Annotated in this window: 11 protein-coding genes and 1 pseudogene; 5 read left to right on the forward strand and 7 right to left on the reverse strand. The window is 69.2% G+C overall.

Annotated features, from left to right (window positions below):
- Positions 1 to 174: 174 nt before the first annotated feature.
- Positions 175 to 654 carry a DUF4383 domain-containing protein gene (locus tag FBZ33_RS01695; protein ID WP_255508683.1) on the forward strand — a complete coding sequence of 160 codons (480 nt, stop codon included), beginning with the start codon at positions 175 to 177 and terminating at the stop codon, positions 652 to 654.
- A gap of 81 nt (positions 655 to 735) precedes the next feature.
- Here the strand turns inward: FBZ33_RS01695 and FBZ33_RS01700 are convergent, their stop codons facing one another.
- The 6 genes and pseudogenes from FBZ33_RS01700 to FBZ33_RS01725 all read right to left on the reverse strand — a co-directional run bounded on the left by FBZ33_RS01700 (position 736) and on the right by FBZ33_RS01725 (position 7264).
- On the reverse strand, positions 736 to 1125 hold the full coding sequence (locus FBZ33_RS01700) for an STAS domain-containing protein (RefSeq protein WP_185755179.1): 390 nt from the start codon (positions 1123 to 1125) through the stop codon (positions 736 to 738).
- A 242-nt stretch (positions 1126 to 1367) separates the two neighbouring features.
- Positions 1368 to 1826, reverse strand: coding sequence for a hypothetical protein (locus FBZ33_RS01705; RefSeq protein WP_141907777.1), 459 nt, complete (start codon positions 1824 to 1826; stop codon positions 1368 to 1370).
- A gap of 3 nt (positions 1827 to 1829) precedes the next feature.
- The gene (locus tag FBZ33_RS01710) at positions 1830 to 4265 is read right to left on the reverse strand and encodes a molybdopterin oxidoreductase family protein (protein ID WP_141907778.1); all 2436 of its coding nucleotides are present in this window, start codon (positions 4263 to 4265) and stop codon (positions 1830 to 1832) included.
- A gap of 16 nt (positions 4266 to 4281) precedes the next feature.
- Positions 4282 to 4680, reverse strand: a complete 399-nt coding sequence (locus FBZ33_RS01715; RefSeq protein WP_141907779.1) for an HPP family protein — start codon at positions 4678 to 4680, stop codon at positions 4282 to 4284.
- An 84-nt stretch (positions 4681 to 4764) separates the two neighbouring features.
- Positions 4765 to 6558, reverse strand: a pseudogene (locus FBZ33_RS01720) (thiamine pyrophosphate-requiring protein).
- A 199-nt stretch (positions 6559 to 6757) separates the two neighbouring features.
- Entirely contained in the window at positions 6758 to 7264 is a 507-nt protein-coding gene (locus FBZ33_RS01725) for an Lrp/AsnC family transcriptional regulator (protein ID WP_141907780.1), read from the reverse strand.
- A gap of 140 nt (positions 7265 to 7404) precedes the next feature.
- Between FBZ33_RS01725 and FBZ33_RS01730 the strand changes: the two genes are divergently transcribed.
- Positions 7405 to 8610, forward strand: a complete 1206-nt coding sequence (locus FBZ33_RS01730) for an MFS transporter (protein WP_255508686.1) — start codon at positions 7405 to 7407, stop codon at positions 8608 to 8610.
- Between the two features lie 34 nt (positions 8611 to 8644).
- Here the strand turns inward: FBZ33_RS01730 and FBZ33_RS01735 are convergent, their stop codons facing one another.
- Complete coding sequence (locus tag FBZ33_RS01735; RefSeq protein WP_255508687.1) at positions 8645 to 9106, reverse strand: pyridoxamine 5-phosphate oxidase; 462 nt, start codon at positions 9104 to 9106, stop codon at positions 8645 to 8647.
- Positions 9107 to 9485: 379 nt separating this feature from the next.
- On the opposite strand from FBZ33_RS01735, the gene FBZ33_RS01740 reads away from it, so the two are divergent.
- The 3 genes from FBZ33_RS01740 (at position 9486) to FBZ33_RS01750 (ending at position 12952) form a co-directional block, all read left to right on the forward strand.
- Positions 9486 to 10670, forward strand: a complete 1185-nt coding sequence (locus FBZ33_RS01740) for a low temperature requirement protein A (protein WP_185755180.1) — start codon at positions 9486 to 9488, stop codon at positions 10668 to 10670.
- Between the two features lie 529 nt (positions 10671 to 11199).
- Positions 11200 to 11790 (forward strand): hypothetical protein, encoded by a 591-nt coding sequence (locus FBZ33_RS01745; protein WP_221629424.1) that lies wholly within the window; start codon positions 11200 to 11202, stop codon positions 11788 to 11790.
- 13 nt (positions 11791 to 11803) lie between these two features.
- Positions 11804 to 12952 carry a glutathione-independent formaldehyde dehydrogenase gene (locus FBZ33_RS01750; RefSeq protein WP_141907783.1) on the forward strand — a complete coding sequence of 383 codons (1149 nt, stop codon included), beginning with the start codon at positions 11804 to 11806 and terminating at the stop codon, positions 12950 to 12952.
- Positions 12953 to 13019: the final 67 nt, after the last annotated feature.

Here is a 13019-nt window from a genome sequence, read left to right on the forward strand (position 1 = left end):
CTCCCGAAGAACCAGCACCGAACGTGCTTGCAGCCTTCATACCGGATAGTGAGAACACATGCAAGATTATCTATCTTTTGAGTGGTCTCCGGAGCGGAACCCAAACGGGGGCTCTGTCGCCACTGCTTCGAACCATCCGGTTTCGAGCTGGCCTTCCGGGGGACAAGCATCTCGATGCCTACAGAGGAGGTCATGATGGTCAACAGGTCCGGCCGGGGCGGCACCACCACCACCGGAAAGCACCCGGTACGCACGGCGGCGCAGGTCGTCGGCGTGGTCTTCCTGCTGGTCGGCGTGCTCGGGTTCATCCCCGGCATCACCAGCGATTTCGACACCATCCAGTTCGCCGGGCACGAGTCCGAGGCGAAGCTTCTCGGGTTGTTCCAGGTCTCGATCCTGCACAACCTGGTCCACCTCGCGTTCGGTGTCGCCGGGCTCGCACTGGCCCGGACGATCTCCGGGGCGCGGGGCTACCTGATCGGCGGCGGTGCCATCTACCTGGTTCTCTGGCTCTACGGTCTGGTCATCGACCACGAGAGCGGCGCCAACTTCGTGCCGCTCAACGGAGCGGACAACTGGCTGCACCTGTTCCTCGGGCTGGGCATGATCGGCCTCGGCGTGGCCCTGACCCGTCAGCCGGCCGATCGTCGCTGACCCACGAGCAGATCGACGTCGAAGCCGAGCCGCACCGCTGATCGCGCCAGATCAGCGGTGCGGCTCAGTTCCCGGCCAGGATCAGCCGCTGGTCAGGGGGTGGTGCCGCACGGGCGTCACCAGGTCGGCGGTCACCGGTCGCGGACGGGGGCGGTGTCCGTCGCCGCGGTTGAGCCGGAAGTCCCCGAGGGCACCGGACGTGGCGAGGAGGTAGGTGACGCACGGCGCGGGGTTACGCAGGATGAACGCGGCTCCGGCGGTCACCGCGATGTGCTGAGCCTCCAGCAGCGCGCTGACTCCGTGCGCGCTGAAGAACCGCACAGCGGAGAGGTCCACCGTGATCACCGGCGCCGCGGGCGAGTGGCAGGCGCACGCCACCAACTCGGTGAGCAGGTGCGCGTTGCTCATGTCGATCTCACCGGAGACGTGGATCAGCTTCGCCGAACCCACACAGGTCAGGGCCAACGACATGACCTGGTCACCGACCCGGTCCGGCCCTCGCCCCGATCGACGGCCCGCCCGCTCACCAGATGTGCCGGTCTCCCACATGACGCCTCCGCTCCGCAACGGCCACGCCACCCGCAGCGGCACGAGATGCCACCCGGGAGGCTGGAGGGCGCATGTCTTGACCCGTGCGTGTTCCTACCCCGAGGAAGCCCGCTCACGCCTGCCGGCAGTGTGAGGAGAACGGCTCCGGTCGAGCTGGACGTGGGTCAGTCGGCGACGACGAGCGCCTGGGGCGCGGCGGCCTTCATCCTGGTACGCAGCCACTTGAGCTGGATGGCGGTCTGCCCCTCGCAGCGCCGCACCACCGCGAGCAGATCCTGGTCGCGGACCCCGTACGCCGCCTGGCCGACGACGGTCCAGGTGATGTCGCACTCGGCGGCCATCAGGTACAGGTCCTGTAGGTCACGCAGCAGGCCGATGCCGCCGGTGCGGGTGCCCGAGAAGAGTTGCGAGTGCAGCCGGTCGGGTTCGTCGGGCGCGTCCTCGGCGTAGCGGGCGGCGAACGGTTGGAGCTGTTCGGCGTACTCGTCGCAGCGCTTCGCCTGCTGCTGACACAGGTGGCGGATGTCCGGTTCCTCCGCGTGCGCGTCGCCGACCTGCCGGAAAGCGTCCGCCAAATTGACCTGCGCGCGGTGCAGCAGGCCGAGGTAGTGGGCGAGGTGCACGGCTCACTCCTTTCCGCTGGTGGCCTCGGCGGCCGGCCCGCCGACGGTCGACGGCACGTGGGCGTCCGGGGGCGGCGCGCTGCCGCCGACCGTGGGCGCCGGCGAGGGTACGCCGCGGCCGTCGGCGAGTTTCGCCACCGCCACGGCGGCGACCTTGAACAGAGGCTGCTTGGAGACCGGGTCCCACGCGGTGATGGTCAGCTCGTTCGCGGCGCGCGGTGTGCGGTCGTCCGGATCCTGGTCGAAGTAGCCGTAGTGGAACGGCACGAAGACGACACCCGGACGGATGCCGCAGAGCCGGGCGCGGGCCTGGATGGCGCCGCGCGGGGATGAGATGCCGACCAGGTCGCCCTCGGCGATGTCGAGTCGGGCGGCGTCGTCCGGGTTGAGTTCCACCCACACGTCCGGGGCTGCCTGGTTGAGCTGCGGGGCGCGGCCGGTCTTCGTCCGGGTGTGGAACTGGTAGACGGTGCGACCAGTGGTGAGCAGCATCGGGTGGTCGTCGTCGGGCACCTCGGGTGAGGGCTGGTAGTCGACGGTGAGCAGGAACGCCCGGCCACGCGGCTCCTTGGCGCGGTACTCCGGCTCGGTGAACTCGGCGCCGGTGGCCAGGTCGTTGCCGTACGTCTCGCAGTAGTCGGGGTCGGTGTTGAAGGTCCCGTCGGTGTAGAGGCGCTCGGTGCCGTCGGGATGCTCCTCGGTGCAGGGCCACTGGATGCCGGAGCCACCGCGAAGCTTCTCGTACGTGATGCCGGTGTAGTCGCAGGGCCGTCCGCGGCTGCACTCCTTCCACGCCTCGAACGCCTCCTCCGGCCCGGTCCACCGGATCAACGGCTGGCCGTCACGGTCGCGGAAGTCCATCCGGCGGGCGTAGTCGAGGAAGATGTCGAGATCCGTGCGCGCCTCGCCGGGCGGGTCGACCGCCTTGTCGGAGATGTGCACCGTCCGGTCGACGCTGGTGAACGTGCCGGTCTTCTCCGCCCAGGTGGCGGCGGGCAGCACCACATCCGCCAGTTCGGCGGTCTCGGTCAGGAAGAGATCCTGCACCACCACGAACAGGTCGGGCTTGGCCAGCATCCGCCGGATCCGGGCCAGGTCCGGCAACGAGACGGCCGGGTTGGTGGCGGTGATCCAGAGCAGCTTGATCGAGCCCTGCTCGGCGTACCGGAAGATCTGCATGGCGTGCGTCGGCGGCGCCCAGTGCGGGATCATGTCGACGTCGACGTTCCACAGCCGGGCCAGTTCCTCGATGTGCGCGGTGTTGTCCCAGTTGCGCAGGCCGGGCAGGTCGCCGTCGGCGCCGGTCTCCCGGGTGTTCTGCGCGGTGGGCTGACCGTTCATCTGGTAGATGCCCGCCCCCGGCCGGCCGATCATGCCGCGGATCAGGTGCAGGTTGTTGACCGCGCAGGCGGCGGCGGTGGCCTGGTTCGACTGGTAGAAGCCCTGCAACACCGTCGACAGCAGCCGCTGCGACGAGCCGAGCAGCTCGGCGGCGCGCTCCACGTCGGCCGCGGACACGTCGCAGATGTCGGCGACCCGGCGCGGGGGGTAACCGTCGATGATCCGGCACAGCTCGTCGAAGCCCACTGTGTGCGCGTCGACGTAGTCACGGTCGTACCAGCCCCGCCGGACGATCTCCCGCAGCAGGCCGTTCATCAGGGCCATGTTGGTGCCGTTGCGGACCGCGAGGTGCAGGTCGGCCTCCCGGGCGACCGGGGTGGCGCGCGGGTCCACCGCCAGCATCGCCGGTGGATTCGGCCCACGTCGACGGTCCAGCATCCGCATCCACAGCACCGTCTGCGTCTCCGCCACGTTGTGCCCCCACAGCGCGATCGCGTCGCAGTGGTCCACATCCGTGTACGAACCGGGCTGGCCGTCGGTGCCGAAGCTCGCCTTCATCGCCGCCGCGGCGGTGGCCGTGCAGAGCCGGGTGTTGCCGTCCATGTGCGGCGTGCCGAGGCCGGCCTTGCCGATCACGCCGAGGGTGTAGTACTCCTCAAGGAAGAGTTGGCCGCTGGTGTAGAAGCCGAAGTGCCCCCATCCCCCCGGCCCGTCGAGGAGTTCCTTCGACCGGGCCACGATCCGGCCCATCGCGGTGTCCCAGTCCGCCTCGACCAGACGGTCACCGTCGCGGACGAGCGGCCGGGTCAACCGGTCCGGGCTGTGGTTGGCCTGCCAGCCGTAGAGGTCCTTGGGGTCGAGCCGGCCCCGGTTGATCCGGTCCACGGCGCGGCCACGCACGCCCACGATCCGCCCGTCGGCGACCCCGATGTCCATGGCGTCGCCGTTGGAGTGCAGCACCGACGCGGACTGCACCCACCGGTCCACGTCGGCATCGCCCCGACCGTCGGCCAGATACCGGTCCACCCGTACCGGCCACTCCTGCCCCGGCCCGTACGGGGTTCGCTCACCCCACGGTTCGGCGATCCGGTCCACCACGACGCACTCCTCTCGACTACCGCTCGGGTGCCGCCCACAGCGGCATCGGTCGTCCGGACACCCGCCCGTACAACCAGTCAACGACAGTGACCAGCACCGCCGCGCCGGCCGCGATGAGCAACTGCGTCGGCGTACGCAGCAGACCCAGACTCACGATCAGCGTCGTCGCCCCGGCCGGGGCATGGGACGCCTTCAGCAGCATCAACACCAACACGGTCACCGCCAGCGAGCCGGCCACCGCCACGATCCGCGGCCCACTCACTCCCTCCTGGAGCGCGGAGGGTTCGTCGGCGAGCCCACAGACCATCAGGAACAGGTACCCGGCCAGCAGGGCGACAGCGTGCCCGATGAACGTGTTACGCGGCGCCAGCGCGCTGCCCACGAAGGCGTGCGCCGACTGCCTGGCCAGGCTCATGCGCTTCCCCCTGGTCTCGTTCGCCGCCCGTCAACGGCTCAGCGATATGTCCCCCAGAACCCGAACGTGACACCTGCCCGCCGATCACTGCGGGTCGTCGAAGCCCTCGCTGGCCCGCTCGCGACGCAGGTGTGCCAGCGCCCGCCGACTCAGGTCGGTGTCCTCCCGGCCGAGCGCCTGGTACATGGTGGCGACCTTCTCGTACGGCTGCGCGGGCGGCAGCAACGGGATCGCGGGATCCACGATCGCCTCGATCAGCGTCGGACGATCCGCCGACAGGGCCCGGTCCCAGGCGGCGTCGACCTCGGCGGGGCTGGTGACCCGGAAGCCGTGCAGACCCAGCAGCTCGGCCCAACGGGCATACGGGGCGTCCGGCAGTCGTTGCGAGTCGACGAAGCGAGGGTCGCCCTCCATCTCCCGCTGCTCCCAGCTCACCTCCGCCAGGTCGCGGTTGTGCAGCACCAGCACCACGAAGCGCGGGTCCGCCCAGTCCCGCCAGCGGTGCGCCACTGTGAGCAGCTCGGCCAACCCGTTCATCTGCATGGCACCGTCACCGGCGAGGGCCACCACCGGTCGGTGCGGTGCGGCGAGTTTCGCGGCCAACCCGTACGGCAGTGCCGAGCCCATCGAGGCCAGGGTGCTCGACAGGTGCGCGTCGACACCGACGGGCAGCCGCAGGTGCCGCGCGTACCAGTAGGTCACCGACCCGACGTCCACCGACACCTGCGCGTCTCCGGGCAGCCGGTCGGTGAGCGCGTGCACTGCGTACTGCGGATTGAGCGGCTCGGCCTCGGCGGTGGCCCGCTGCCGGGCGATGTCCCGCCAGCGGGTCACCTCGGCCTCGACGCGCTGCCGCCAACTCCGGTCCGGTCGGGGCGTGAGCAGCGGCCGGAGGGCCCGGATCGTCTCGGCGGCGTCACCGAGCAGCGGCACCTCCACCGGGTAGCGCATGCCCAGACGCCGGCCGTCGATGTCGATCTGCACCGCCCGGGCCTGCCCCGGCGCGGGGTAGAACTCGGACCAGGGGTCGTTGCTGCCGACGATCAGCAGCGTGTCGCACTCGCTCATCAGGAAACTGCTGGCGGTGCTGCCCAGGTGACCCATCACGCCGGTGTGGAACGGCATCGCCTCGTCCAACACCGGCTTGCCGAGCAGCGACACTGTCACCCCCGCGCCGAGCGCCTCGGCCAGCTCGGCCACCTCGTTGGCGGCGGCGCGGGCGCCCTGGCCCACCAGGATCGCCACGCGCTGTCCGGCGTTGAGCAGATCCGCGGCGGCCCGCAGATCATCGGCGCGGGGCCGCAGCTCCGGCACTGGCAACCCAGGGTTGGTCACCATGATCCCGTGCTGCTGAGCACCGAGGTCGGGAGCGGGCGCGGTCTGCACGTCGTGCGGCAGGATCACGCAGGTCGGGCTGCGGGTCGCCAGGGCCGTCCGGATCGCCCGGTCCAGCAGCATCGGCAGCTGCTCCGCGGTGTACGCGGTCTGCACGAACTGTGCGCACACGTCGCCGAAGAGACGTACCAGGTCGATCTCCTACTGGTAACCGCTGCCCAGCACCGACGTCACCTGCTGGCCGACCAGGGCGAGCACCGGTTGGGAATCCAGCCGGGCGTCGTACAGACCGTTGAGCAGATGCACCGCACCCGGCCCCTGAGTGGACAGGCACACCCCCAGCCCGCCGGTGTACTTCGCGTGACCGCACGCCATGAACGCGGCCATCTCCTCGTGCCGGGCCTGCACGAACTCCGGCTGCCCGGCCCGACGCAGCGCCCCCATCACCCCGTCGATGCCGTCACCCGAATAGCCGAAGACCCGGTCCACACCCCAGTCCGTCAAGCGGGACACCACCAGGTCCGCCACCGTCGCGTCCGCCACCGCCGCCTCCCTCGCCTCGATCGCCTCGATCGCCTTCCACCAGATGGCCGTACCCAGAGCTGCCACGTCAAACCGGACGGAAAGAACCTGCATTGGGTGCATTGGCTGCCAAAGGTCGGCGGCACCGCTGCGCCCAGCTCAAGCGCACGAGGACCGAGGAGCCGGAGTTGCCTGACCGGCCCCGCCGCTCCCCGGCTCATCACCGGGGCTGCCAGCCTGCGTGCCGGGTGGCACCGCGATACGCCTCGTGCGGCGGGGTGACCCGGTCGTCCTCGTGCTGACTGGAGAGCACCACGCTGGATCGGACGTCGCCGTGTCGCCCCAGGCGTTCGAGCAGCCCTTCCAGGTGCTCAAGAGAGGTGGTGCGTACCTTCAACATCGAGCAGTACCCACCGCTCAGCTTGTGGCCCTCGACAATTTCCGGATGCTCGGCAGCCGAACTCGTGTTCAGCAGGCATTGTCCGCGCGCACACCGAAGTTCCACGAACGCCAGTAGCGGGTATCCGGCAAGTCGCGGGTTGATTCGCGCCTGGTATCCGGTGATGACACCGAAGTCCTCCAGCCGCCGGACCCGCTCGCCGACCGCCGGGGCCGACAGGTTGACCCGCCGACCGAGGGCGCGGATGGACAGCCGACCGTCCTGCTGAAGCTCCCGGATGATCTGCCAGTCGACGTCGTCGAGCGCCTTTTCCAGTTGAAAAGCCATCGCCTGTCCTCACCTGACAAACGGATCTCTGATCGCGCATCTGTGAAACGCATGAAATTCTATATCGACTACTGAATTTCTAGGCTGCAAGGATGGGGTTTCTACGACATGGAATTGCTCCACCCTCCCGCGCGCGAGCGATGACCTCGCTGTTCGTCGGGGTGGCCATGATGAATACGGCGACCGTGGCGGTCACCACCGTGAGCACCCTGATCGTCGCCGACAGCGCGGGGGCCCGCCTGAGCGGCTTCGCCAACGCGGCGGGAGTGCTCGGGTCCGCGATCGGTGCGCTGGGTCTGGGCGCGGTGACGGCACGTCGGGGCGGGTCGTTCGCGCTGACCGTGGTGTATTCGTCGGCGGTCGCGGGGGCCGTCGCCGCCTTCGCCGGCGCGGCCGGCGCCGGCCTGGTAGCCCTGCTCGTCGGGCTGGTCCTGATCGGCGTCGGTAACGGTGGCGCCCAGGTGTCGCGCTATCTGGCGGCGGACATGTACCCCGAGGATCGCAAGGCGTCCGCGCTGTCCATCATCGTCTGGGCTGGCACCGTCGGCGCGCTGACCGGCCCCAACCTGGTCGCGCCCGCCGGCCGACTCGCCGAAGCCATGCGCCTGCCGGCACTGTCCGGCACGGTGTTCGCCGCGGTCGTGCTCGTCATCGTGGCGCTGACCATCACCCGGGTGCTGCCACCGTCCGGCGAGCCACCGCGTGTGAATCGACCGTCCGCGCTCTCCCTGTCCCGCGTTCGCGCGTTGGTGCGGCTCCCCGCCGTGGCCACCGCCCTGTGCGCGATGCTCGGTGCCCACCTCTCAATGGTCACCGTGATGACGATGACCCCGTTACAACTGCACGATCAGCACCACGGCCTGAACGTGGTCGGCATGGTGCTCAGCGCCCACATGATCGGCATGTTCGCCCTGGCCCCCTTGTCCGGTCGTCTGTCCGACCTCTGGGGTGGGCGCTGGACGGTGAGCGCCGGGGTCGTCCTCCTCGTCGCGGCCGCCCTGATCGTGGGGATCGCCCCAACCGGGCACACGACGACACTCCCGGCGGGCCTGTTCCTCCTCGGATACGGCTGGAACCTCGTCTTCGTCGGCAGCAGCATGCTCAGCGGGCAGTTGGACCCGGTGGAGCGCAGCGAGGTGCAGGGTGGCGTGGACGCAATCGTCTTCACCGCGTCGATCGTCGCCAGCCTGGCCGCCGGAGCACTCTTCGCCGGGGGCGGGTTCGCCGGGGTGGCGGTGGCCGGCGGTCTCATGGCGCTCGTGCCGATCCCGTGGTTGCTCGCGTACCGGCAGTCTCGTTCGAAGCCGGAGCGGCATCCCGAGCTCGCGGCCGACCGCCGAGGCTGAGTCGGCCCGGCCTGAGAATCGGTCAGGCGGAGCCTCAGTAACGCGGCCGACGTTGGACCCCACGGCCCTCCTGCCAGGACTCGACAATGAGGTGGTCACGGGTCTCGGCGACGTAGGTCAGCACCACCTCACGCACGTCGACGCGGAAGAACCGGGCACCCTCCACGGTGTTGTCGGCCGGCTCCGGTACCTCGACAGCTACACCGGCCAGCTTGGCGTCCCCGGGCCAGCCGTCCGACTGCTCCTCGGTCGGCTCGATGGTGGGGCAGTGGATGGCGATCCGGGCATCACGCAGCAGGTCGAGCAGCTTCATCGACCCGGGCATCATGCCCAGCTTCACCTCGCTGTCGCGGAACTCGACCTCACATGCGCTGATGCGGGGCCCGCCATCCTTGCGCAGCGTGGCGATCGTCTTGTTCGTCCCCATCGCGAAACGTCGTTTCACCCGGTCCGCGAGAGACCGATCCGCCGTCTCCACCTGCATCCAGCTCGCCACTGTCCGACTCCTCGTCCCGATGTCCGCCCGGTCGGCCGTCTGCCGACGCCGCCCCCGAAGAGCCGATCCGCGATCTGTGGCCGGCTCGTGATGTTCCGTTCCGGTACACGCCAAAGACCCATCGATCCGGTACGCGCGATACCCGGCCCGCTCGCCTAGCTTCTTACAAACCTCTGTTGCGGTGGGACCGTCGGGCGGGTGCCGTGCGGAAGTTGTGACCAGACAGGCAATTCTCTGCGGCCGCAGCCAATTGGGCGGTTGGCGAGCGCGGTTAGCGTCGCCAATCCGAGGTGAGTTAACTGGATCAGTCGCGGGATTGATGCCTGACGCTTGTGGTGAACCAGGATCTTGCCGGCTTAATCGTCGATATGCTGTCGGAGTGCCGACCTCGCCTCCCGAGAAGGGGGTTATCTGGGAAGAACTCTTCTTCGACCTGGCCTTCGTGTTCGCGCTCACTCAGTTCTCCCACATGCTGCACGACGACCACAGTTGGGCAGGAATCGGCCGGGTACTCCTCCTGTTCGTAACCATCTTTTGGGCCTGGGCTGGCACCACGATCTATACCGACCAACGCGATGTCGGCAACGCGCTGGATCGGGCTGGGGTCTTTGCCCTCGGGCTCGGCAGTCTCCTACTGGCCCTGACGGTCCCCGGCGCCTTTGATGGTCGGGGCCTGCTGTTCGTCGGTGTTTACCTGACGATGCGGGTACTGCTGGCGGCACTGGCCTTGCGCACCCCAGGCGGCTGGCGGTCCCCGGTCTTTCTCCCCTACGGGTCGGGCTTGGTGGCTGGTCCGCTGCAACTGGCCGGTGGCCTGCTGCACGGTACGACGCGAATGGTGCTCTGGTCGATCGCGGTCCTCGCCGATCTGATCGGCACTTCGCTCACCCGACGGACACTCGACAAGGTCCGAGTTCGGCCGCTGCACTACACACACCGCTACGGACTGCTGATCATCCTCGTGCTCGGCGAGTCGATAATTCAGGTCGGAATGGTAGCCGTGGACGAGACGCTGACCCCCGCCCGGTTGGCCGCCATCTGCCTCTCCTACTCCCTGGTCTGCGCCCTCTGGTGGGCGTACTTCATCTACGGTGTCCGGGCCTTTCGGCAAGCGGTGGACCGGAGCGCGCAGCAGGCAGACATCCGCCGCTCCGTCATGGTCTACGGGCACCTGCTGTTCAGTTTCGCGATCATCACGATCGCTGTCGGCCTGTCCGAGGTGGTGACGGAGCCCCTCAAGCCGCTTCGGGCCGGCGAGGAAACCGTGCTCTTCGGCGGCGCCGCGCTCTTCCTCGGCACGTTCGCCTACACCCACTGGCGGATTCATCGACAAATCGCGCGACGACGGGTCGGCGCAAGCGTGCTCTGCCTGGTCCTGCTGCCACTAGCACCCCTGGTGCCAGCCCTGGCCGCCCTGGCGACCCTGTTTGCGGTGGTTGCCGGAGTGAGCGTGCTGGAAGGGATGATCCTGCACCGCCACCCGCTGATCGGGGAACGCGCGACGGAGGGCGAAATAGGTGGCGACCCGGGTTACGCGGACGAGGGCCCCGTGGTGCGCGGATGACGCCACCCGACGACTCGCGCAACGCCGCGCGGGCGGTGAACGAGGGTTGCTGCCGGTGCGGGCGGCGTTGTGCAGGATGGCCCGGACTCGGTGGTATTCGTCGCGGGATGTGGCGGGGTGAGCGTGATGAGGACCAACTGACGTCCGACCTGAAGCACCACGTACGGCACGGCGAGATCGAAGAACAACTCCAGGAAGTTGGCTCGCCGGCCGTCCCGCTCCGGGCTCTCGATCGTGGCCGGTGCATCTCCGGGTCGATCCTCGTCCCGGGCGGCGCGTCCGTTCCGCCGACCGTCTCCGCCCTCCGTCATTGATCCAGTGTTCAGTCCGACGGGCGCGGACAGGCAGCAAAGCGACAAAGTCCCGACCTGGGGGAGCACTGTCGGGACCGCCTCCTGGTAACCGATATGTCGGAAGAATTCCCGGTCCGGCGGTCTCCATGCCAATGGGCTGGAAAGGTGAGAGACGCGGTCGCCGAGCGTCTCCGCGCGCTCGACTGAACATTCGACCCCGACGGCAGGAGAATCCCGTGCAGATGACCGCGACCGACAACCACGCCGTGGCACAGGCGGTCCACGACGTCGGGTCCGCGTTGTGGTTCGGTGGCAGCGTCATGGGGGTGGCCGGGGTGAACAAGTCCGGCAACGACCTCAGCCAGGGCATCGATCGGATCCGCGTGGCCAAGTCGGCCTGGACCCGCTTCAGCCCCGCCCAGTGGCTCGGAATCGGTGCGACGCTGCTCGCCGGCGCGCAGCTCACCCGCAGCAGTCGGGGCCGGCTGGCGATGCAGAAGGGCTACGGCTCCGCCGGTTCCGCCAAGGCGGCCACGGCGGTGCTCGGCGCCGCCGCCACCGCGTACGCCGCCTACTGCGGCACCCGCATTGGTCAGCTGGCCGAAGAGGCCCGGCAGCGCGGTGAACAGGTGGAGGTCAGGGACGCCACAGTGCCCACCCCACTCACACCGCCGGAGATCGCCACCTGGCAGCGCCGCCAGCGCCTTGCCCAGTACGCCGTGCCCGCCCTCGCCGGCGCGAACATCGTGCTCGGCTCCTACCTCGTCCAGGCCTACCGGCCCGGCACGACCGTCAAGGGGCTGCTCGGCCGCCTGCTTCCCGACTGATCAGGAGTACGCCATGAAGGCTGTCGTGTACCGGGGCCCCCATCAGGTCACCGTCGAGGATCGACCCGATCCCACCGTCCAGACCCCGACCGACGCGGTCGTGCGGATCACCACCACCAACATCTGTGGCTCCGACCTGCACATGTACGAGGGGCGCACCTCCGTCGAGGAAGGCAAGATCCTCGGGCACGAGAACATGGGCATCGTGGAGGCCGTCGGGGAGGCGGTGACGCGTATCCAGGTCGGTGACCGGGTGTCGGTGCCGTTCAACATCGCCTGCGGGACCTGCCGCAACTGCCTGCACGGCTGGACCAGCTTCTGCCTGCGGACCAACCCCACGGAGGGCATGGACGGCGCCGCCTACGGCTACGCCAACATGGGCCCGTACGACGGCGGGCAGGCCGAGTACCTGCGGGTGCCGTACGCCGACTTCAATCTGTTGCACCTGCCGCCGGGCACCGAGCACGAGAACGACTTCACGATGTTGTCGGACATCTTCCCCACAGGCTGGCACGGCACGGAACTCGCCGGGCAGCGCCCCGGTGACACCGTCGCCGTCTTCGGCGCAGGGCCGGTCGGGCTGATGGCTGCCTACAGCGCGTTGATCAAGGGCGCGGACCGCGTCTTTGTGGTCGACAAGGAACCCGACCGCCTCGCCATGGCCGAGCAGATCGGCGGGATCCCGGTGAACTTCGCCGACGGCGACCCGGTGCAGCAGATCATGGACGCCACCCATGGCGTCGGCGCCGACTGCGGCGTGGAGGCCGTCGGGTTCCAGGCCCACGACCCGTCCGGCAACGAGCATCCCGAGCTGGTGCTGGACAACCTCGTCAGCGTTGTTCGCTCGACCGGCGGGATCGGCGTGGTCGGGGTATACGTGCCGCAGGACCCCAACGCCCCCGACCAGCAGGCACAGCAGGGCCGGATCGGCTGGCAGTACGGCACGTTCTTCAGCAAGGGCCAGCAGATGGGTACCGGCCAGTGCCCGGTCATGCGTTACAACCGCCAGTTGCGCGACCTCATCATCGCCGGCAGGGCGCGACCGTCGTTCCTCGTCTCCCACGAACTGCCGTTGACCCAGGCACCCGAGGCGTACGAGCACTTCGACCGGCGCGACCCCGGCTGGACCAAGGTCCTGCTGCACCCCGGCCAGGGGTCCTGACTGGGGATGCTGCTGACGCGATGGACACCGCGACCCGAGTCATCCTCGGTGCCGGTGACCCGCGACC

This window comes from Micromonospora sp. A202 (genome assembly GCF_006715105.1).
Lineage (GTDB): Bacteria > Actinomycetota > Actinomycetes > Mycobacteriales > Micromonosporaceae > Micromonospora > Micromonospora zamorensis.